The following is a 20,444-nucleotide window of genomic DNA, read 5'->3' on the forward strand; positions in this document are numbered from 1 at the left end:
TGGAGCCCCCCGATTGATAAATACGAGCAGAGGAAATCGGAGTTGTATAAATATACATTATAATGCATGATTAATCTGTTGGATGTATACAAGTACCGGAGGTGAGAGCGATGACCTTTAAGATCCGCACGGATCTGCCGGCGAAAGCCGCTTATTACGAGCTGTTCCAATCGACAGGATGGGATGGGGACGGAATCTGGACGGAAGACATGCTGCACGAAGCGGTCCGGAACAGCTGGTACGTCGTTACGGTCTATAAGGGCGACAGGCTGGTAGCGTCAGGTCGTATGGTTTCGGACGGAGTTATTCAGTGTATCCTATGCGAAATGATGGTGCTGCCGGATTATCGGAATCGGGGCCTCGGCAGCCAAATCATGGATCATCTTTTGGACTACTGCAAGTCAAAAGGAATCCGCTGGGTCCAGCTTGCCTGCGCGAAAGGGAAGCAGGGCTTCTATGAACGCTACGGATTTCGCGAGCGGCCGGCCGATGCTCCGGGAATGGGCCTGTTCCTCTAACCGGCCATACGCTGCGAACAGCGAGCGCCCTCATCCGGCACAACCGCAGCCGGACGCAAAAAGACGCACAAAATTGTCTCCAATTTTGTACGTCTTTTTCGTTTAGGCGGCCGCTTATGCGGTCCGTCCTGCTCGGCCGGATGCCGGAGGCCGGAGGCGGCGGTCTTACAGCCCTTCGAAGCTGAAATCGTCGTCGCTAAGCGGTTCGACGCGGAGGGCGCGGACGTAGCCGTTGCCTTTTTTCGAGAAAAAGTCATGCTGCTTCGTCTGTGTCCGGATGCCGTTCAGAACGACCGGATGAACCGGCTCTTCCGGGAAATAAGGATCGCGTCCGAGGTTCATCAGCGCTTTGTTGGCGTTGTAGCGCACATAACGCAGCACATCGTCCTGCAGGCCGAGCGGAGTGTACAGCTCTTCCGTATAGAGCTTCTCGATCTCGTACAGCTCCAGAAGCAGCTTGATCTGCTCCTCGGCGGCTTCCTGCTGATCCGCTTCGCTCAGAGACGCGAACAGCTCCTGCGCCAGCGTGCCGACGTATAGGCCGTGGATGCTTTCGTCGCGCAGAATGAGGTCAATGATCTCGCCGCTGTTCGTCATTTTGCCTTGTCCCGCCAAATAGAGCGGGTAGAAGAAGCCGCTGTAGAACAGGTAGCTTTCGAGATAAACGGAAGCCGTCATCGCCAGATACAGGTCTTTCTCGGATTGGATGCTGTTGTAGTAGCGGTTAATGAGATCCGCTTTCTGCTGCAGGCGTCCGTTCTCTTCGACCCAGCGGAAAATGCCGTCGATCTCTTCGTTGCTCGCCAGCGTCGTGAAAATGCTGCTGTAGGACTTCGCATGGATCTGCTCCATCATGCCCATGAACGACAGCACGGCTTTGCGCTGGAGGCCGTCCATGTGCTCGACGAGTCTCGGCATGCCGACTCCGCCTTGAAGGGTATCCAGCAGCGTCAGGCCGCCCAGAACCTTCTTGTAGACGTCCTGCTCGTCCGGACTCATCTCGATCCAGACCATTTTATCGTCGGAAAGGGGAATTTCTTCTTCGGTCCAGAACTGCATTACGTTCTGCTGCCAAAACGACCAGGTGTAATCATCGTCGGGTTTATTCCAATTGACGGCTTTCATCGTTTTCTCTCCTTTGGATGGGGCGCGCTGCAAATCCGGCATCAGTCGCTGCCGTGCCTAACCATAGGCAGCTTTATACGGGGCTGACAAGTTCCGGCCCTGCATAAAGCTGCTTATCGGGATAGCGCCATACGGATGATTTGCGGCCTGCGCGGAGCGTTTTTACGCTCCTGTCGCGCAGCCGGTTTCTTTTACACGAATCTATACTTAACCTGGCCCTCTCTTAAACGGAGCAGCTCAGGCATTCTTCCATGGTCAACCGCTTAGTGCGGGTGTAGTAGAGCGATTTCAGGCCTTTTTTGGCGGCGTACAGGTAGTTGCGGGCCAGCTCGCGGGTCGAGATGTCGCTGTTTACGTGCAGCACCGTTGAAATTCCTTGATCCACGTGCTCCTGGATTTCCGCGATAAGATCAATGATCTTGAACGGGTCCATCCGGTAAGCCGACTTGTAGAAGAACATGTTCTCCTTGGACAGGTAAGGCATCGGATAGTAAGTCGTCGAGTTCGCATACGTGCGTGTCTCGATCTGATCGACGATCGGCATCACGCTGGAAGTCGCGTTTTGCACGTACGAGATGCTCTGCGTCGGCGCGATGGCCAGGCGGTAAGCATGGTACAGACCGTGCTTCATGACTTGTTCTTTCAAAGCTTTCCAGTCTTCCGGCGACGGAAGATCCATGCCCTCAAAGAGAGCACTGACTTTATCGGATTCCGGACGGTAGTCCTTCTCTTCGTACTTGGCGAAATAGGTGCCTTTCGCGTATTCGGAGCGTTCGAAATCGGCGAAAGTGATACCGCGATCGCGTGCGATTTCCATGCTCTTTTCCAGCGAGTAGAAGTTGATGGCCATGAAGAAGGCGCGCGCAAACTCTTTCGCTTCCGGGCTTTCGTAAGCGATCCGGTTCTTCGACAGATAGCCGTGCAGGTTCATCGCGCCGAGTCCGACGGAATGAAGCTCCTTGTTCGCTTTCACAACGCCCGGCGCGTTCGCGACCGTCGTGTTGTCGCTGACGGAAGTCAGCGCTTCGATGCCGCTGTGGACGGAATCGCGGATGCTCTTCGTTTCCATCACGTTCACGATGTTAAGCGACGCGAGGTTGCAGGAAATGTCCCGGCGGATAATATCGCCTTGGCCGTAATCGCCGATCTCCGTCGTCTCCTGGAGCTGGAAAATTTCCGTGCACAGGTTGGACATTTTCACTTTGCCGATGTCTTTCAGAGCATGTCCGCGGTTCGCGTTGGAACGGTTCATGATGTAAGGATAGCCGGATTCCAACTGGATAACGGCAATTTTGGTCAGCATGTCGCGGGCGCTCATCACGACTTTCTTCTTCACGTTCGGGTTGGCGAGCAGTTCTTCGTACATCTCGTCGATATTCATATCGTCGAGGTGACGGCCGTACTCCTTGTAGACGGAGAACGGGGCGAACACGTGCAGTGGCTTGTTCTGCTCGGCCAGCTCGTAAAACTTCTGCGGCACGATCAGGCCGATGGACAGCGTCTGGATGCGGGATTTCTCGTCCGCGTTGATCTTTTTGCAGTCGAGGAATTCGATGATGTCCCAGCCGAATACGGAGTAGTAGACCGCTCCGGAGCCCCGGCGCTGACCCATCTGGTCCGCATAGGAGAAGGCGTCCTCAAGGAGCTTCATGACGGGCATGATGCCCTTGGCGGCGCCTTCGACGCCTTTGATCGGCTCGCCGCGTCCGCGCAGCTTGGACATGTTCACGGCTACGCCGCCGCCGATTTTGGACAGCTGCATGCAGGTGCCGATGACGTACTGAATGGAGTTCAGGGAGTCGTCCATCTCCAGCAGGAAGCAGGAGACCATTTCGCCCCGGCGGCTGCGTCCGGCGTTCAGGAACGTCGGCGTTGCCGGCTGGACGCGCTGCTCGATGATCGCCTTGGCGATCCGCTGGGCTTTGCCGAAGTCGCCTTCACCGAGGTGGAGGGCGACGATGGCGGCACGGTCCTCGTACGATTCGAGGACTTGCTTTTTATCGTTGGTGCGCAGGGCGTAATCTTTATAAAATTTCGAAGCGGCCATGTAGGACTGGAACTTAAAGCCGCTTTCGCGGATGGTTTCGTGGATGGCTTCGATCTGCTCCAGCGTGTAGTGTTCGTATACGTTCTCGTAGAAATCTTCGCCGATCAGATAGTCGTAGCGTTCTTTGATACTGCCGAAAGGAACGGTCTGCCCTTGCACTTCCTCAAGGAAGGCGTCCAGCGCTTCGCGGTCTTTCTCCAGACGGTAAAATCCGTCTTCCCCCGGTATCATGAGTTCGTTGTTCAGTTCAATATGCTTCAAGATGGCGCACCCCTTTATGGAATCGTTCCACGTCGCTAGACGTGCCGGAAAGTTCGAATTTGGCAAGCACCGGAACACCGTATGCCGATGAAATGCGGTCGGCGCTCAGGGCAAAGGACTGTCCCCAGTTCTGATTGCCGCTTGCGGCTACGCCGCGCAGAAGGGAAGAGTGATGTTTCAGAAAGTCCAGCACTTTGCCGGGAATTTGACCGAATCCGGTCGTATAGGTAACAAGGACGAACGGCTCCTGGATCGTCAAATCCTCTTCGATCCGTACGGCCTTCAAATTCAGCTTGTTAATGAATCGTTGAACATTTCCCGTACGGGAATCGTAAACTACCAGCATGGAGGCATCTTCCTTTCCACTCTACCAAAAATACGGGGCGCGCCGACCACGGGAAGTAGTCGGCGCGCCCGGATGAAAGCCGCCCCTTGTGACAAAGAGCGGCTCTAAATTCACAGTCAGCTTCCAACCTCTTCGCGTGCCGCTGACGGCTCTGTAAAAAGGCTGGCTGAAGCCGCGCGTACAAAGCCGGCTGCCCGGCTCCCCGCCCGAAGGCGGAAGAGGGGGACAGCCGGGCTGGGCGGCTGGATGTGAAAAACGTCCGGACACCTCCCTATCTCCCGTAGGTTCAGCGGTGTCTTTCAGACAGGCAGGTCTCCTGGCTCCAGGTTCATTACGCCCCTCCGCGGCCTTCCCGACGGCATTCGTCAGTGGCGGTATGGGTGGGGCGCTCCCCGTTGACAGTGGCGGGACCGCGCCGGATTCTCACCGGACTTCCCTTTTGATTCCCGCCTGGTAGGCGGGAAACCTGTCCAATCCATATATAGTCTATATATAGTGAATATGTAGGTGATAGATATGAATTTACCTCAATATATTGTGGTTTGTCAACAGTGCGTAAGGACTCAACAAGGGGAGAAAAACCGAGATAAAAGGCGAAAAAGGTGTGATAACCTGCCCATAAACGGGCGAGATTTTATTTGGGGTTCTTTTTATTTCGACAAAGTTTGCAGGCGGTGCAGGGACGTGCAGCCAAGCTGATTTCCATGCGCTGAGCGGGGGTTTTCATGTGCATCAAAATAAAAAAAGGATCAAGCTCCTCAGGTTGGAGCTGGATCCTTTTTTACATGTTTAAATTCTTTTTGTTGTTCTTTTTATAAAGGATCATTATGCCTGCAAGTACCCATTCGATCACGTGCAGAGCGACAGACAAAGTGAGAGCGGACAAAAAATCCTTGATGTACACACCGGGAATCAGATGAGCAAAAACATAAATCAGAAGACAGTCTGCGATTATCGTGATGATTTGTCTGCTGTAAATAGAGGGAGGTCTTTTGAGACCGTAGCGAATCAGTGCATGGGTTAGAGGATGAATAAAGGTCTCGAAGAACAGGAAGCTCAGCAGAATGACCAGGGAAAAAGTGAAGAGATCCGCTTTGCCCGTAAAACTGATGAGTGAGCTGGTATGTTCAATCCCCCGGAAGAATGTCATATATAAGAAAGCAAACCCGATTACCGGCCCGATGATGAGCAAGGACAAAAGCGGAATTGCCCATATTTTCGTCTTCCATGACGGTGCAGGTTCATGGTCCCGGTGCGATAAATAATTCAGCAGGACGTTCAAACCAAAAAACAAAAGCAGCAGCAGTCCAAAGAGTAATACATAATTGTTCATGCAGGTCCTCCCTAATATGTACATGCCTATAAATACGACTCTACCCCCAAGCTCGTCTTGAGGGCAGAATCGTATTTCTATTGATATTATTATAAATTAAATTCCCGCTAACCAAACTATTGCTTTTGCAATTTCCCAAGCTTCAGCAGGGGGTATACCAAGAGATACAAGTCCGGTAGCAATAATATTTTCTTGCCAGTTTGTTATGGAGTCTAAGAAATCAGCAATCTTGCCTGAGTATTTTGTTAACCATTGTCCTGCTGATGGACTTAATTTTTCTAATAGTTTGCCTAAATAAGAACCCCCGTAACGAAGTGCGCTTGTGATTGCTTTTTTAATGATATTAGAAATTAATCCATCTGGTTGCACGGCTGTAGGAGCTACTGTTGTAGAGACACTGTTCGCTAGAGGGGGCGTTTTAAGTGCTGATGCGAATGAAGCACTTGGTGCGGCTAGGGCTCCTGCAACGATTGAGACAGCCAATACGGAACTTACCAAAGTTTTTTTCATACTAAACACCTCCCATTTATTTACAAAAATAGTTATATCACATGAGGGAAGGATAGTAAACTATAATTGTAAAAAATGGTACATGTGAACCATTTTATGATACAAAAAAGATGCAGCTTTAAAGTATCCGAATGTCCCAAACAATTCGTTGAGTAGGGAGACCCAGCCCTATCGTGCACTCAAATAAGCTTACTGACTGCTGCCCTGCCTAACCAGCTCATCCACCGACCACGCTACGCACCAGGGGAACTGGTTTTTCGTTTCCTGCGGAATCCAGTAGCAGCGGTCCGTTTTATTTTTATCGGGGTAAAACACATACATGAGCAGCTTCACTTCGCTGATATCATCGGTTTCGCCCGGACGGGGATTCGGGTAACGGACCGTACAGCCCATTTGAGATGAAAATTGGGTGGATACGTTCACTTCATACGTGTACATGAAGCTGGACCCTACACCGATCGAAAATATATCGCCGGGCGCCTCACCCGCAGGCTCGCATTCAACGGATACGCTGTTGGAAACGGAGGTGACGGTTTTGCTGACTTTAATAAAATTTTCTTCGATTTTCATGGATTCCGACCAATTCACCGGCATACTGAACGAAAGCTGTTTATCCGCATAATCGGGCAGCGCCGTAAACCTTTGCACATAATTCTCGATGCGGTTCGGATCGGGCTGTTTCGGAAACGTGCTCAAGGATCTGCCTTTGCGGGCTTCGATGCTAAGATCCGATACGGAGAAAAGACTGAGCTGCACGCCCAGGTCGTTCTCCTGCCAATCCGCCAGCTTGTAGGTATGCCTGGTTATGTTGGGCCGGATATACAAATGCGTAGCCGTTTTTTTGGTGGCAGACGGATACAGCTCGATCGAAAATTCCTTGATGCTCTTCATTTCCGAAGTGACGGACCGCGTCCGCTCATAAGCGATTTTCATTTCGCCTCCGAGTCCCACGACCGGAACTTTGCCGCTAAAGTTGAGAGAAGCGCCGAATTTGTACTTCGCGGATACCGCCGCCTGCTCTTCCTTCGACCACTTGAACCGGAAGGAACAGATGGAGTCTGTAAGCTCGGAGCCGTTCAGCACGTGGGGAGGGGGGCTTTCCACAACGCCCAGAAACGTAAGATGGTCATCGTTGGCCCAGTTCGTCAACGTGTCCGTCAAGGTAAGCCGGTCGGAGCGGTATCGGCCTATTCCGAGATGTTTTTTCATACCGGAGCCGTCGAACGTCTGCGTAAACCAGATTTCCGACCGGATATGTCCCTCGTCCGTAGGTTTGAAGAACTGGAATGCGTCGACATGATGTCCCGTAGGCGTCGACATATGCCCCCAGTTCCGGAGAATGGGGGGCGACCAGTGGCCCGAAGAGGCGGAGTATTCGTATCTCCTCGCTTTGATGTTTTTCTCGGCTTTGCCGCTGACGAACATCTGAAGGACGCTCCCTGTGCAGCCGTTCTCGATAGATCCCGGAACGATCGCGAAGTGGCTGACGTTTTCATCTTCCGCTATGGAGTGCGGTTCATTTACTTTCCGGGGCGGTGCGTTTTCTTCGTGGTGCAGGAGCCAAGTTTTTAAAGCTTCTTTTTTGCGGGGAATGACCGCCTTCTTATCCGGGCTTCTTTGAATATAGCCGACCATGATCCGCACTTCGCCGCCGGGCTCCCGGTAGCTGCACGCCGCCGTATGAGTGACGTCCGCGATGCCGACTTCCTCCGTCTTGCCGTCTTTCGCGGGGCGCTGCTCACGGGCGTCCGTCCGCTCCCACGTCTGCCCTCCGTCATCCGTCCAGTTCAGCGCCAGCTTGCTGTCCGCACCGGAGCCGATGAGATACAAGCGGGTTCCGGCCGACACGGCTGCGAACCGGGAGTCCGTCCGAAGGCGCATGCGCTCGCTTAAGGTAAGAGCCGATGACCATTCGGTTCCGTCCGGGGAAGTCATTTGATACAGCGTGCCCCGCTGATCCGCGTAAAACAAATACAAGACGCCTTCATGCGCGCAGGCGGCCAGTGCCGGTATATACCCTCCGGAGACTCCGTCGCCTCCGTACGCCACTTTGGTCAAATACTCGATCCCGAGCGGCCCTTTCTTTTTGCCGGGGCTCTTAGCGAGTCTGATCTTTTCCTGTTTATCGTCGGCGAGGTAAGTTTCCATACAAATGAGATCCAGCAGATTCCCGTTCGTGTAAAAAAGATAAGCTTTATCGTTGAAAAACGTACCGGCAGCCGGTCCGGTATTGGATGCTCTCGTATAAAACTCCTCAAAAGCATCGTGTTTGGTTTTGGCGGACATAATCTCACTCCAATAGATGTTAGGATCGATTGCTTTATTCACGGATCACTATATCAAAGGGGAATTATTAAGGATACTAACAAAAGTTAATGGAAATGAGTTCAAATTCACGGCGCCGGAAAACAAACAAAGATCCCTTCCCGGAGGAAAGGATCTTGTTAAGGCTATTAATTGTTGGCGATAGTTTCCGGCGTCGTCAGCTTGTCGTAGAACTCGACGTACTTGTCCTTGTCCGCGGTGTTGCGGACGGCCATGGCTACGCGAGGATGTTCGTTGAGCGTTCCGGCGACCATGTAAGGAATGATGTAGCCCCATTCCACTTTTTCGCGCATGGCGACCATGTGGCGTTCGATCAGGTCCAGGACGGGACGCACGTCGTAACGAGGGTTTTTCAGGTAGCTGACGAGCAGTTCGGTGGTGCAGTTGCCTGCCGCGCGTCCCATACCGAAGACGGAGGTGTCGAGGAACTCGACGCCTTTCTCGGCACCGATTACGGTGTTGGAGAATGCGAGCTGCATGTTGTTATGCATATGAAGGCCCAGTTTCTTCTCGGGAAGAAGACGCTGGAATTTATTGACCATATAGTCGATATCCTTATGGTTCATGCTGCCGTACGAATCGACGACGTATACCACGTCGACCGGGCTTCTGTTGATGAGCTCGAACGCTTCGTTGAGTTCGTTTTCCATCACGTGGGAGAGCGCCATGATGTTCAGCGTCGTTTCGTACCCCATGTCGTGGAACTTTTGTACGAGCTGCAGACCCTTGTCCACATCTTTGATGTAAGAAGCTACGCGGATCAGGTCCAGTTGGCTCTGCTCGCGGGGGAGAATGTCGTTCTCGTCGACGCGGCCGATATCCACAAGCGCGGAAAGCTTCGTATCGTTCTTGGTAGGGATAACCTCACGCAGGAAATCCTCATTCAGAAAGCGCCAAGGGCCCGCATTGTCGCTTTTCAGGAGCTTAGCCGAGTTTTTGTAACCGATCTCCATATATTCAACGCCGGCTGCATTTAAGCCGCGATACATATCCTGAACAAATTCCACGCTAAAATCCCAATTGTTGACGAGACCTCCGTCGCGTATCGTACAATCGAGAATTTTATGCTGATCGTGTTTCATTTCGGTACCCTCCAAAAGCCGCATACCGGCTCATATTTTGCTATATTATCACGCATCTGATAAGGGATGTCAATCAATCGGCGCAATTGTCGGACAAATGAAAGAACTGACAGACGGTCAAATAAAAAAGCGGTTCCCTGAAGGGATTCCGCCTTTTTATACGTTCCGGCACGCATATCGCCTTTTGTAAGTCCGGATTTACCGGACAAGAACCAATTTACCAATGAGTGGAAGTGGTTTCATTCTGCCGTCATGGGCGTTCCGTATCCCGATAAAAGCCAGCGCGAAGACGGAGATGTCCAGGGGAGGCATTAGCAAGTTCTCCACACCCGGAAGCAGCACGAGCAGCAGATGCGCGAAAACCGCGTAGAGCAGGAGCAGCAGCCCCTGGTTCGCATGGTACATCGCGAATCTGGAATGCCTGGCAACCATCAGCGGCAGACAAAAAATCAGGTAAGCGGACATGGCGGCGGATTTGTTGCTGTCGATATCAGAGGAATTGTGATTGTGCATACGCGGACACCTCACACTCAGAATCGAAAACATGAAGCCGGATTAATTTCTGCTATACTTCTACTATAGAATATGCATACCCCGTTTGAAAAGGGATAGACACAGGCTGGATGCGGAAATGGAGGAATTTATTTGGAAAAAGCTTCGATTCATATAAAAAAGGCGGGATACGGCGATTCCGGGGCGATTTTGAGGGATATCGACTTCCGTATCCTGGAGGGCCAGCTCATCGGTCTGATCGGACCCAACGGCGCCGGCAAAAGCACGACCATCAAGAGTATGCTCGGCCTGTTGAAGGATGTCGAGGGGAATATCGAATTTGCCGACGGACGGGCTTCAGTGGCTTATGTGCCGGAGCATCCGGTGCTGTACGAGGAGCTCACGCTGTGGGAGCACATGGAGCTTGCGGCGGCGGCCTACGGGCTGGAGCGCCCGGTTTTCGAGGAACGGGCGGAGGCGCTGCTGGCCCAGTTCAAGCTGTCGGCTGACCGGCACCGGCTGCCGGTGGCCTTCTCCAAAGGCATGCAGCAGAAGGTGATGCTCATCATCGGCTTCCTTAACCGGCCCTCCTTATACATCGTAGACGAGCCGTTCATCGGACTGGATCCGAGGGCGACGAAGGATTTCCTGGAGCTGCTGCGGAAAGAGCGGGAGAGGGGAGCGGGCATTCTGATGAGCACTCACGTGCTCGATACCGCGGAGCGCATTTGCGACTCTTTCCTGCTGCTCAGCGAAGGGCGGATCGTGGCGCAGGGGACGCTGGACGAAGTGCGGCAGGAGTCGGGGCTGCCGGACGGCACTCTCTTCGACTGCTTCCATGCGCTGGTCTGAGGAGGGGGAGAAGGTGAACATGACACCGGCAAAATTATTCAAACGACGGCTGCTCGATGACTGGACCTACCAGTATCGTATTTTGCGTACGGCGGTAGACTGGACGGTGGCCGTGTATCTAATCGTTCCGGCCCTGATCTTCGCCTCCATCTATTATTCGGCGTGGTTGCGGACGCCGCCCGAATGGTTCGGCTATATCCCGGCATCGCTGGTCGCCGTTTTCTTGTATCTGTTCGCCTGGTCCGGCACCGTCCGCTTCTTCATCGAGGAAGCGGACCAGCTCTTCCTCGTCCGCAGCGAAGGCTGGATGCCCGCGATCAAGCGCCGCGGGCTCCTGTACTCGCTCGCGCTGCAGGCGCTGACGACGGCCCTGCTGGCCGGCGCTCTGCTGCCCCTGCTGCGCGCGGAAGGCTCGGGCGGCGCGCTGAAGCTTGCAGCCCTGTTCCTGGCCGTCTACGCGGCCAAGGTCAACCTGGGTCTGCTGCGCCAGCTTGCGGCGCTCGCCTGGGCGGGATGGAAGCGCGTGGCCGTTTCCATCGCGTTGTTCGCGGCAGGCTTTCTTATCTACTGGGCCTGCGTCCAGTTGATACTGGCGGATACTGCCGCGGGCTATCTCGCCGGGCCGCTGCTGCTTGCGGCCGCGGTTCCGCTTGGCCGCCGCCGTCTGCGGGCGGCGGGCGCGTTCCACGCCGACGTGCAGCGGGAGCGGGAGGCGAGGCTGAAGCTCGCCTCGCTGATGCTCCGGGGCATCGTCGAGGGCAAGAAGCCGCGCCAGCGCCGGGTTCCGCTGCTGCTGGGCCGCTCGCAGCGGGTGGTCCGCGGGACGGGCGCTTCGGCGGTTCTGGCCGATTCGCTCGTCAAGTCGGTCCTCCGCCGGCCCGGCCAGTGGAAGCTGTACGCCCAGCTGACGGCTGTGCTCGCGTTCGCCGCATGGCGGCTTCCCGGTCCGATGCACGTCGTCCTGTGGGCCGTCGCCGCTTTCGTGCTGGCCTACTGGATGAAGTCGGTCGCGCGGGAGACGCTGGGCGCTTCCTTCTTCCGCATGTTCGCCTGGAGCGAAATCAACAAGCAGGAGGCGCTCCGCAAAGCGTCGTTCGCTCTGGCCGTGCCCGGACTTGCGCTGATCGGGCTTATCGCGGGCGGGAGCATCTCGCTGCCGCTGGGGATTGCCGCTCTTGTGCTTTCCGTGCCCGCCGCGTATGCGGCCGCTTTTCTGGTCACCATCTGGTATTAAACGCCAGGTTTTGGCGGACACTAAGGGCGACCGGCCAGCGTGCGCGATGGATACGAAAGGCGCACGGCGGATCTGACAGCACCGGAAAGGAAACCTTATGAGCGACACACCGATATTTTTCGAATTTACGCAGGAACGGGATATGCGGCTTGCTTACGACACGCTGTTTGAGCTGGGTTACCGGCCGGGCGTCAGCGCTTCGGAAGGGAAGCCTACGCTGCACATTCATGTGGAAGGGCAGGACCTCGCTTCCGCGATGCAGATCGCTCAAGCCCATGCGGGGGAGCTGATCGACGCGCCGCCTGCCGGCGCGGTGGGCTGCAGCGAACCGGAGGCTTATGCGGCGGCGTACGATCTCGACACGATCCGGATCCCCGCCCACCTGATCCAGGACCCGGAGGAGGACGCGTCTGAAGGCACCCTGGCTGCCGCGGGCGGAGGGGACGGACTTGGCGCCGCCTATGACGCTTATTCCGGAGCCGCGGGCGCTGCGGGTGCCGACGGTTCGTACGAAGAGCCGCAGCGGCAGTTTGATCCGTCCGAGGACGACCTGGACCAGTTCTCGGCAGGGATTCATTTGTAAGTGGAGGGCTCGGGATGTCCGCTCAGCGCCTCTCGTGAACCGGCAGTCGGGGCAGGCTGCGAGAAGGGACAATCACTTGTCTCGTTAACGCGTTGTCCCCCAGCCGGGCTTAGCGGGGAACCGGGCCTGTCGGCGGCAGCTTGGCCAGCCGATACCACTCCGGGTGACTAAAACCGCCCAGTCAAAAAGCTGCTTCCGATATTTTAATGGAGGCAGCTTTTTGACTTTTTCCAGCGGTTATATAACTCACTTCATTACAGGTGTCCGTTTCGTGTAGGTTTACAGGGCTTGGGGTTAATGTGCTCTATCATCTATATGTTTAAATGTTTTGCCGGATAGAATTTCAGCATCACTGGGCCCCAACTGAATCCATTTATCTTTTTTTACATAAGAATAAGTAACTTCCGGCTCATCTTTAAAACTAACAAATACGGCATATTGAGGCATCTTTCCAAATTTCGAGCTTACTTGTTCTATGTCGTCTTCCCGGTATCGTTTTTCTTGGATGAGGTAGTTTTTTAATTCTTTCGCTAAGCTTCTTTCATTTATACGTATGACAACCAAAATAACAAGTACAAGAAAGACTAGCCCCGTTCCGCCAATAACTAGCAGCTTTTTCAAACCGCTCCCTCCTTTCTTTCTTGTAATTCTCAGGGAATCAATCACATATTGTACACGCTGACTTGATGAAAAGTTTCTCGTTAAGCTTCCTTCGTCTGTTATTAGGAAGAACAAAAAAACCAGCACTCCGAAAAGAGGAGCTGGTTTTCTCGTTTTCTTTGTTCTCACATCTATCTTCGTACCTCTAAACGGCCGCTTCCCCCGCCCGCATAGCCGCATGCTTGCCGGCCGTATAGCCTGTGGCGAAAGCCGCCGTAATGTTGTAGCCGCCGGTATACCCGTGAATGTCAAGCACCTCGCCGCAAAAAAACAGGCCCTCCGTCAGCTTGGACTCCATCGTCCGCGGATCGATTTCTTTCAGGTTCACGCCTCCGCCGGTGACGAAGGCCTCCTCGATGGATAAGGTGCCGTTGATGAGGATCAGAAAAGCTTTCAGGAGCTTGCTGAGCTCCATCCACTCCTGTTTGGGTAGATTGGCGTGGGTAAGATTTTCGTCCAGCCCCGCATTCCGAAGCAGAAGGGGAATGAGCCGCTCGGAGACGGCGCCCTTCAGCACGTTCTTGATCGCGCGTTTCGGTTCGGCCGCGGCCAATGCCAGGGTATGCTCGTACACTTCCTCGGTACTCTGGTCTGGAAACAGGTCTATAGTCAGCCCGACGCTGCCCTTTTGCGATTTCCGGAGTTCCTTGACGACGAACTGGCTGCACCGCAGGGAAATGGGGCCGGAGATCCCGAAATGCGTAAAAATCATATCGCCCTGATGAGTAATCAGCTTCTTGCCCTTGGCATTCCATACGGTAAGTGCCGCATTGCGCAGCGACAAGCCTTGCAGCTCTCGGCTTTTGATAAAAGGCTCGGCCGAAGTGAGAGGCACTTCCGTGGGAAAAAGCTCGGTAATGGTATGACCGGCCGCCTCAGCCCAAGCGTAGCCATCACCCGTCGAGCCTGTGTGCGGCACGGACTTGCCGCCGGAAGCGACGATGACGCTTTTGCCGTGCAGCGTCTCCCCGTTCTGCAGCCGCACGCCGGTCGTCCGGCCATCCTCGTAAAGCACGCGGTCCACGGAGCAGTTGGTGCGGATGGTCACGCCCTGGCTCCGCACTTGGCGGATCAGCGTATCGACCACCGTTTTGGCTTTGTCCGAAACGGGGAACATGCGCCCGTTGTCTTCCTCTTTCAGCCGGATGCCGAGATTTTCAAAGAAAGCGATAATATCTTGGTTGTTGAAATGAGAGAAGGCGCTGTATAAAAAACGGCCATTGCCGGGAATGTGCCGGATCAGCTCGTCCATTTCCTTATTGTTCGTGACGTTGCACCGTCCGCCGCCCGAAATGCCAAGCTTCCGGCCCAATTTGTCGCCTTTGTCCAGTAGAAGCACACGGGCTCCGTTCGCGCTTGCGGCAACGCCGGCCATGAGGCCCGCCGAACCGCCGCCGATAATAATGACATCGTAAATCATGTAGTTGTTAACTCCCTGAACCTTCGAATTTTATTCGATCATATCACGGATCGTCCGCTTTTCAAACCGGAAGGGGATGCTCCGCCGGAGGGACTCTATACCGAATTTCACGGGGGTTTCGGACCCCGGAACATTTTTTGAACCGCGGAACCCCCAAGCAGCAGGATCGGAAGTCCGAGCCCGGACAAAAGCGTGATATAGGTCCACATTTTCGAAAAATTGTTGAGCTCGGTAATATTGGGGTACCACAGGAGCGCCAGGGCGCCCGAAATAACGGCCACCGGGAACGTAATGACGCGGTAATCGTGAAGCTTCAGCAGATAAGAAAGGCCCGTCACCATGGAATAAAGGACAAACGAGACCCGGAAAAAGATCGTAAAAAACCAGATAAAAGCGACGATAACCTCAATACGGCGGACAAACTGGCCGAATTCGATCAGCTTGCCGAGCTCGTAAGTCGGAAACACGTAAGTGGCCGTTTTGCCGGGATTCAGCACAGCCAGACACATGAATACAACGAGCACGATGAGCAGTCCCGATATAAGCGTTCCTTTGCCCAGTTGCAGCGCGAGGGAAGACTTTCCTTTTACATTCGCAAATACCGTCATAAACAGACAGTGTTCCATAAAAGGAAAACCGGCCAGCGACAGCGAGGCGGCCATGACCGGCTGCCAGCCGGAAGCGAGAACGGGCTCTATGTTCTCGATATCGGCTTTGGGCGCGACGAACACAAGCAGCAGCAGGATGAGCAGGATTACCCACGGAAAAAAAAGCTCCGCAGTCCGGCTTATCGTGCCGATGCCAAGGCGTACGGCGATGCTGATGACGACAAGCGTAAATAAAATCAGAACCTCAAGAGGTGTATCCCGAAGCAGCGAAGTGGTCAGAAAATCTCCGATGTCCCGGAGAGAAAGCGTAATGATTCCCATCGGGTAGGTTAAAAAATACGCAAACCCGATGATTCTGCCCGTCAGTTTGCCGAGCGCGGATTCGAAAATTTGGCCCAGGTGCTTGCCGGGATACGATTTTTCCAGCGCATAGATCAACAGCAGCGGCAGGAAGCCGATCATCAGGCCGAGAAGACCCGAAATCCATGCGTCATTGCCGGCTCGTTCCGCCAAATAGGCGGGGCTGACCAAAATGGAGCTTCCTATATAATACATGGTCGCGAGCATGGTCAGTTGTCTGGGATTCAGCCGGTCCAATAGGCACAGCTCCTCTCGGCTACAGCCGTATCTCGGGCTGAATTTCGGTTTCGCGTTAATAAGGGCGGGTCAGACGCCGGTAAAGGAACCCGGGCCATCGCGCAAGAACGGGGTTATTTGCGGCCGATCAGAAAGTTAACCACATCCAGCGGCTTCGGAATAGGAACGGACAAGGCCAGGAAAGTGGACAGGACCAGTCCCGACAGAAGCAGGACGGCGAACGCCGCCAAATCTTTCAGCAGTCTTCGTTTCCAAAGCGTCGGGACCTGGAACGCCCCCAGCGCGATGCCCGCCAGCCAGATAATCGTAACGGCCAGCATTGTTAATCCTCCAACCGGTTGATGAACGAGTTATTGGACCGTCCGAGCTGCCGGATATTCACCTGGATGTCATACTCGATCGGAAGCTCCCGGAAGACCGACGTCCATTCTTCTTTGGCCTGTTTCCAGTAGGCCGGGTATTTCTGGTACACTTTTTTGCCGAAGCCGAATATATCGCTCCCCAAATCCCTTGCCCTGCCGATGGAGTCCTGCATTCGTCTGCGGATATCGTCGGCCACGGATTTTTCGAGGTATCGAATGTTCTCTCTCTTACGAAGATCTATGACGCATCTCATTTCTCCTATGTTCTCTTCGGAACGGAGCGAAATCAGGATGACGGGCTTTCCGTTTTTCATCCGGGCTTTAACGTTGGTCTTGCTGCGGATAAGATCGAGAACGGCGATGCCACCGCCTGGACAGGCCGCTTTGTGAACGGTGCTGTGTATGTTATCTGTTATGTAATTATATCCTTTGCTCTCCGACTCATTCATCCACCCCAGCAGTTTGTCTTTTTTAAATACGCTTAAGCCGGCGTACTGCAAATAAGTTTCGGGTTTGATTTGATCGATATTGTTCCGCTCTTGCCCCTTATCGGCAGGACCTTTCAATATAACGGCCGAGAGGACGCTCTCCTTGCCCGTCTCCGTCATGTTGTTAATCAGCTTATCCAGGGTCACGACGGACACGGGAGCCCACTTCTTCTCCGCCGTTTCCAGTGAGCTGTACAGCTCGTTCGCCGGAATTTTATCGATCGGAGTAAGGACCTTTAATATTTCACCGGCCGGGCTTCCTTTGGACACGAGAGCGATAAAGTCGGACCGGTGCTCCCAGTCTCTCGTAAAAATATCGAGTATTTCGGAGAGGCCCTCTCTGGCGATGGATTCTCCGATCACCAGCACACGCAGATGCGAGGGATACATCTGGCGCGGACTCTTGGTTGTGATTTTTCGCATGGCCTCAAGGTATGTGTCTCCCTTCGATTCATAAACGGTAATGGGAGAGCGGCCTCCTGAGCTCTTCTTGGGAGCGACTTCGCCCGGATCGACGACCTGGAAGGTGACTTTAATCTGCGAATCGATCTTATCCACGCCGATGCCGACCACGATGGCCAGCTCGTTCATCTCCCTTTTGCTCCAGCAGCCGGTCACGATGCACAAAGCCAGAAGCGGAGCAAGCAAACCGGTTAGTCGTTTAAGCATAGCGAGCAGCCTCCTTTACTTGCGGGGTGCGGGATTTTTATCGGGAGGGGGCTGCCGCCACGTATTGCGGCTGAGCAGTCTCGGCCGTTTGTTCAGCAGCCACTGTGGCATCCGGATCAGCGTGTCCTTCTGCTCGTTCAGCTGGAAAGGCGCGAACGGTGCCATATAAGGGACTCCGAAGGAGGACATATGGCAGAGATGAAGGGCGAGCAGAATCAGTCCCGTCGAAACGCCGAACAGCCCGAAGGTAGCGGCGAGCAGCATGAACAGAAAGCGCAGAATCCGCACGGAAATCGATAAATTGTAGGCGGGAATAACGAAGCTTGAGATCGCCGTGATAGAGACGACGATAACCATGGCGGCCGACACGATTCCCGCATCTACGGCGGCCTGGCCGATAACGAGCGTTCCGACGATCGAAACCGCTTGTCCGATCGCCCGGGGCATGCGGATACCGGCCTCGCGGATAATTTCGAAGGTGATTTCCATTAAATAAGCCTCCAACAGAGCGGGGAACGGCACTCCCTCTCTCTGGGAAGCCAGAGAAAACAGCAGGTCCGTGGGCAGCATTTCCTGATGAAAGGTCGTAATGGCGATATATATGGAGGGTCCCAGCAAAGCGATCAGAAAGCTGACGAACCGCAGCAGCCGAAGCAGCGAGCTGATATCCGCCCGGTTATAATAATCTTCGGGGGAATGAAAGAATTCCCCGAACAGAGCTGGCGCCACCAGCACAAAAGGAGTGCCGTCGACAAACACGGCTACCCGGCCCTCCAGCAGTTGTGCGGCGACGACATCAGGACGCTCGCTTGAATACAAAGTAGGGAACGGACTCCAGCTCGTTTCCTGGATGAATTCCTCCACATATCCGCTTTCGAGGATCGAATCGGTTTGGATCAGGCTCAGCCGGCGCTTCAGCTCCGCCAGAACATCCTCGTTCACGATTCCGTTGATATAAGCGACAACGATGCTCGTCTTGGTAATCTCGCCGATTTTCTGGCCGTCGTACCGGAGGCTGGCGTCGTTGATTCTCCGGCGCACGAGCGACAGGTTCGTCTTGATGGACTCCGTGAACCCGGCCTTCGGCCCGCGAATGACTCCTTGGCTGGACGGTTCCTCGATGGCCCGTTCTTTCCAGCCGGTAAGATCGACCGCCAGCGCCGTATCGACGCCGTCCAGGTAAAGGATGGTGCTGCCGCTGTTAAGCAGTTCAATGACGCGTCCCATATTTTCGACGCGCTGAACGCCCGATGCGGGGATATAGTAGTCCTCCAGCAGCGTCATGAGGTCTGCCGCATGCCCGGTTTCGGTATCCAGGCTTTTCATCTGCATCATGATCGGCTGGAGGACGAACTGGTCTATCGCCCGATTCTCCACCAAGCCTTCCGTATAGAAGAGAGCCGCCTTGATCCCGTTTTGCCCGGCTGCCCCCGCCCGGAATTCGCGATGCTGGATGTCCGCGCTCTCCCCCGTAACCTGTCGCGTCCGGAGAATATTAAACGGGAGACTGCGGCTTAATCGTTCCTGGTACAACTCCGAATAGCCGGGGCGGGGAAAGGGAGTAAACGAAGAGGCCACGCGGATTTCCTTCCTTTCATATTAAATGGAGCAGGATTAATTAACGGGCGGCGGCTGCGCCGAAGCGGCGGCCAAAAGCGCCGCCGCATGTTCATAGATGTTTCATCGCAGCTCGTGAACGTAGGTACCGATCCACGACCGGCTGTAATGCTCCCGGACCCGGATGACCAGCTTGTCCGGATATACCTGGACAAGAAGACTTTCGCTTTTAGCCGGATTTACCGGCTTTTGATCGAAATTCAACACTCTCCGTACCGAGGAAGATCCGACGGAAAGAAAGTCGGTCCGGACCGCCTGGCCGCCCAGACTCCAGTCGAGATGGGAGTGGCCGGAGAAAAGAACGGCCTGCGGATAATCCGCCAATACGCGGCGGAAAGCCTTATAGTCCGTTACGCCCCGCTCCTGCCCGGAGCCTTTCAGCGTATGGACCAGCGGCTGGTGCAGGAAGACGAAGACCGGCCTGCCGGGGTGCGTCCTGGAAGCCTCGGACAAGCGTCCGCCGAGCCAGTTCATCTGCTCTGCCGACAAGTAAGCGTCCTCCCGGGCATCTTTGACGACGTCCCGGTAGCCTTCCCCGCTGAGGAAGATGAACGTGTAACCGGCCATCTCCGCCGCATGGTAGGGCTTCTCGTAGCCGAAGCAGCGCGTGAACAGCCCGACCGCCTCGCGTGTGGACCAGAACGGATTGAGCCGGCTCGTATCGACAGAGCCGAACGGCGTACGCCACATCCGGTAATACTCGTGATTGCCCATTGTCGCATGAAGGGGCGGATGGGGCATGGCGTTCAGCACTGCTGCCAGCGCGTTATAATCCCCCGGATTGCCGTCGGTCAAGTCGCCGTTCAGCACCATCATGCCGCTGTCCGGCGCCAGAGCCGCATGATCCAGCAAAGCCTTCCGCAGGAGATCCTGCGAGAGCTTGTCGTGCGCCTCGATATGAATGTCGCTCAGCACGGAAAACGTCAGCAGCGCCCGGTTCGTCTCTTCCGGAGAAGCCGTCCGTCCGCCGTCCGCACCGGCTTCGGCTCCGGTTTGCTGCCCGGAGTCCTGCGGTGGCGCTGCGGCAAGCAAAGCTTCTGCCGCAGGGATCGTCTGCCGGCCCAGAGGCAGAAGGCAGACGGCTGTGCAGCAGGCCAGCAAAACCGCGGCGGCACGCTGAAAATGTTTCACGGCCCAACACCTCCGTCTCCATAGTCAGGGTCATTTGGGCTAGTGTTCCTTGGTGCCTGTTTTTTATGCGTACGACCCGGGCCGGAGCCCGCTTATCCTGAGGTCGGATAACGGCCCCGACTTAGGTCCAGGACCAAAAACCGCCGCGAGTCCGTTTTGGCGAATGCCGCTGTCGACTAGAATA

The 20,444-nt window shown here is 54.8% G+C and carries 19 protein-coding genes and 1 riboswitch; of the genes, 4 read left to right on the top strand and 15 right to left on the bottom strand.

Going from position 1 to position 20,444, the window contains the following annotated elements:
* Positions 1-110: 110 nt before the first annotated feature.
* Positions 111-518: a GNAT family N-acetyltransferase gene (locus PCH01S_RS28600; RefSeq protein ID WP_042235755.1), complete on the top strand. Its 408-nt coding sequence runs from the start codon at positions 111-113 to the stop codon at positions 516-518.
* Between the two features lie 165 nt (positions 519-683).
* On the opposite strand, the gene nrdF is transcribed toward PCH01S_RS28600, so the two are convergent.
* The 8 genes from nrdF to PCH01S_RS28640 all read right to left on the bottom strand — a co-directional run bounded on the left by nrdF (position 684) and on the right by PCH01S_RS28640 (position 10,060).
* Positions 684-1,643, bottom strand: a complete 960-nt coding sequence (nrdF, locus tag PCH01S_RS28605) for a class 1b ribonucleoside-diphosphate reductase subunit beta (protein ID WP_042235758.1) — start codon at positions 1,641-1,643, stop codon at positions 684-686.
* 223 nt (positions 1,644-1,866) lie between these two features.
* Positions 1,867-3,951, bottom strand: a complete 2,085-nt coding sequence (gene nrdE / locus PCH01S_RS28610; protein WP_042235761.1) for a class 1b ribonucleoside-diphosphate reductase subunit alpha — start codon at positions 3,949-3,951, stop codon at positions 1,867-1,869.
* On the bottom strand, positions 3,938-4,297 hold the full coding sequence (gene nrdI, locus PCH01S_RS28615; protein WP_009676335.1) for a class Ib ribonucleoside-diphosphate reductase assembly flavoprotein NrdI: 360 nt from the start codon (positions 4,295-4,297) through the stop codon (positions 3,938-3,940). Before nrdI ends, nrdE begins: the two co-directional genes overlap by 14 nt.
* Before the next feature lie 289 nt (positions 4,298-4,586).
* A riboswitch (cobalamin riboswitch) is annotated at positions 4,587-4,782 on the bottom strand.
* A gap of 296 nt (positions 4,783-5,078) precedes the next feature.
* Positions 5,079-5,630, bottom strand: a complete 552-nt coding sequence (locus PCH01S_RS28620; RefSeq protein WP_042235763.1) for a hypothetical protein — start codon at positions 5,628-5,630, stop codon at positions 5,079-5,081.
* A gap of 96 nt (positions 5,631-5,726) precedes the next feature.
* On the bottom strand, positions 5,727-6,140 hold the full coding sequence (locus tag PCH01S_RS29435) for a hypothetical protein (protein ID WP_053228802.1): 414 nt from the start codon (positions 6,138-6,140) through the stop codon (positions 5,727-5,729).
* A 189-nt stretch (positions 6,141-6,329) separates the two neighbouring features.
* Positions 6,330-8,426, bottom strand: a complete 2,097-nt coding sequence (locus PCH01S_RS28630; RefSeq protein ID WP_042235765.1) for a hypothetical protein — start codon at positions 8,424-8,426, stop codon at positions 6,330-6,332.
* Positions 8,427-8,593: 167 nt separating this feature from the next.
* Entirely contained in the window at positions 8,594-9,547 is a 954-nt protein-coding gene (locus tag PCH01S_RS28635; protein WP_042235768.1) for an aldolase catalytic domain-containing protein, read from the bottom strand.
* 198 nt (positions 9,548-9,745) lie between these two features.
* Entirely contained in the window at positions 9,746-10,060 is a 315-nt protein-coding gene (locus PCH01S_RS28640) for a membrane protein (protein ID WP_042235770.1), read from the bottom strand.
* Between the two features lie 132 nt (positions 10,061-10,192).
* On the opposite strand from PCH01S_RS28640, the gene PCH01S_RS28645 reads away from it, so the two are divergent.
* The 3 genes from PCH01S_RS28645 (at position 10,193) to PCH01S_RS28655 (ending at position 12,708) form a co-directional block, all read left to right on the top strand.
* On the top strand, positions 10,193-10,891 hold the full coding sequence (locus PCH01S_RS28645) for an ABC transporter ATP-binding protein (protein WP_042235773.1): 699 nt from the start codon (positions 10,193-10,195) through the stop codon (positions 10,889-10,891).
* Between the two features lie 19 nt (positions 10,892-10,910).
* The gene (locus tag PCH01S_RS28650; protein WP_241688923.1) at positions 10,911-12,125 is read left to right on the top strand and encodes an ABC transporter permease; all 1,215 of its coding nucleotides are present in this window, start codon (positions 10,911-10,913) and stop codon (positions 12,123-12,125) included.
* A gap of 97 nt (positions 12,126-12,222) precedes the next feature.
* Complete coding sequence (locus tag PCH01S_RS28655; protein WP_042235779.1) at positions 12,223-12,708, top strand: hypothetical protein; 486 nt, start codon at positions 12,223-12,225, stop codon at positions 12,706-12,708.
* Positions 12,709-13,002: 294 nt separating this feature from the next.
* On the opposite strand, the gene PCH01S_RS31020 is transcribed toward PCH01S_RS28655, so the two are convergent.
* From PCH01S_RS31020 to PCH01S_RS28690, 7 genes are all read right to left on the bottom strand, one after another.
* Complete coding sequence (locus tag PCH01S_RS31020; protein WP_053228803.1) at positions 13,003-13,329, bottom strand: DUF3139 domain-containing protein; 327 nt, start codon at positions 13,327-13,329, stop codon at positions 13,003-13,005.
* A 184-nt stretch (positions 13,330-13,513) separates the two neighbouring features.
* Positions 13,514-14,788, bottom strand: coding sequence for a BaiN/RdsA family NAD(P)/FAD-dependent oxidoreductase (locus PCH01S_RS28665; RefSeq protein WP_042235782.1), 1,275 nt, complete (start codon positions 14,786-14,788; stop codon positions 13,514-13,516).
* Between the two features lie 107 nt (positions 14,789-14,895).
* Complete coding sequence (locus tag PCH01S_RS28670; protein ID WP_042235784.1) at positions 14,896-15,993, bottom strand: GerAB/ArcD/ProY family transporter; 1,098 nt, start codon at positions 15,991-15,993, stop codon at positions 14,896-14,898.
* Positions 15,994-16,106: 113 nt separating this feature from the next.
* Complete coding sequence (locus PCH01S_RS28675) at positions 16,107-16,313, bottom strand: hypothetical protein (protein WP_042235786.1); 207 nt, start codon at positions 16,311-16,313, stop codon at positions 16,107-16,109.
* Between the two features lie 2 nt (positions 16,314-16,315).
* Complete coding sequence (locus tag PCH01S_RS28680) at positions 16,316-17,512, bottom strand: Ger(x)C family spore germination protein (RefSeq protein ID WP_042235788.1); 1,197 nt, start codon at positions 17,510-17,512, stop codon at positions 16,316-16,318.
* 15 nt (positions 17,513-17,527) lie between these two features.
* The gene (locus PCH01S_RS28685; protein ID WP_053228804.1) at positions 17,528-19,090 is read right to left on the bottom strand and encodes a spore germination protein; all 1,563 of its coding nucleotides are present in this window, start codon (positions 19,088-19,090) and stop codon (positions 17,528-17,530) included.
* 102 nt (positions 19,091-19,192) lie between these two features.
* The gene (locus tag PCH01S_RS28690; RefSeq protein ID WP_042235791.1) at positions 19,193-20,260 is read right to left on the bottom strand and encodes a metallophosphoesterase family protein; all 1,068 of its coding nucleotides are present in this window, start codon (positions 20,258-20,260) and stop codon (positions 19,193-19,195) included.
* Between the last annotated feature and the right edge of the window lie 184 nt (positions 20,261-20,444).

Origin of the sequence: Paenibacillus chitinolyticus NBRC 15660 (genome assembly GCF_000739915.1) — a bacterium.
GTDB lineage: Bacteria > Bacillota > Bacilli > Paenibacillales > NBRC-103111 > Paenibacillus_F > Paenibacillus_F chitinolyticus.

What these genes read in the sequence shown, in the direction of transcription:
- PCH01S_RS28600 (WP_042235755.1), top strand. Translation starts at nt 111, where the DNA reads ATGACCTTTAAGATCCGCACGGATCTGCCGGCGAAAGCCGCTTATTAC.
- nrdF (WP_042235758.1), bottom strand. Translation starts at nt 1,643, where the DNA reads ATGAAAGCCGTCAATTGGAATAAACCCGACGATGATTACACCTGGTCG.
- nrdI (WP_009676335.1), bottom strand. Translation starts at nt 4,297, where the DNA reads ATGCTGGTAGTTTACGATTCCCGTACGGGAAATGTTCAACGATTCATT.
- PCH01S_RS28620 (WP_042235763.1), bottom strand. Translation starts at nt 5,630, where the DNA reads ATGAACAATTATGTATTACTCTTTGGACTGCTGCTGCTTTTGTTTTTT.
- PCH01S_RS29435 (WP_053228802.1), bottom strand. Translation starts at nt 6,140, where the DNA reads ATGAAAAAAACTTTGGTAAGTTCCGTATTGGCTGTCTCAATCGTTGCA.
- PCH01S_RS28630 (WP_042235765.1), bottom strand. Translation starts at nt 8,426, where the DNA reads ATGTCCGCCAAAACCAAACACGATGCTTTTGAGGAGTTTTATACGAGA.
- PCH01S_RS28635 (WP_042235768.1), bottom strand. Translation starts at nt 9,547, where the DNA reads ATGAAACACGATCAGCATAAAATTCTCGATTGTACGATACGCGACGGA.
- PCH01S_RS28640 (WP_042235770.1), bottom strand. Translation starts at nt 10,060, where the DNA reads ATGCACAATCACAATTCCTCTGATATCGACAGCAACAAATCCGCCGCC.
- PCH01S_RS28650 (WP_241688923.1), top strand. Translation starts at nt 10,911, where the DNA reads ATGACACCGGCAAAATTATTCAAACGACGGCTGCTCGATGACTGGACC.
- PCH01S_RS28655 (WP_042235779.1), top strand. Translation starts at nt 12,223, where the DNA reads ATGAGCGACACACCGATATTTTTCGAATTTACGCAGGAACGGGATATG.
- PCH01S_RS28665 (WP_042235782.1), bottom strand. Translation starts at nt 14,788, where the DNA reads ATGATTTACGATGTCATTATTATCGGCGGCGGTTCGGCGGGCCTCATG.
- PCH01S_RS28675 (WP_042235786.1), bottom strand. Translation starts at nt 16,313, where the DNA reads ATGCTGGCCGTTACGATTATCTGGCTGGCGGGCATCGCGCTGGGGGCG.
- PCH01S_RS28680 (WP_042235788.1), bottom strand. Translation starts at nt 17,512, where the DNA reads ATGCTTAAACGACTAACCGGTTTGCTTGCTCCGCTTCTGGCTTTGTGC.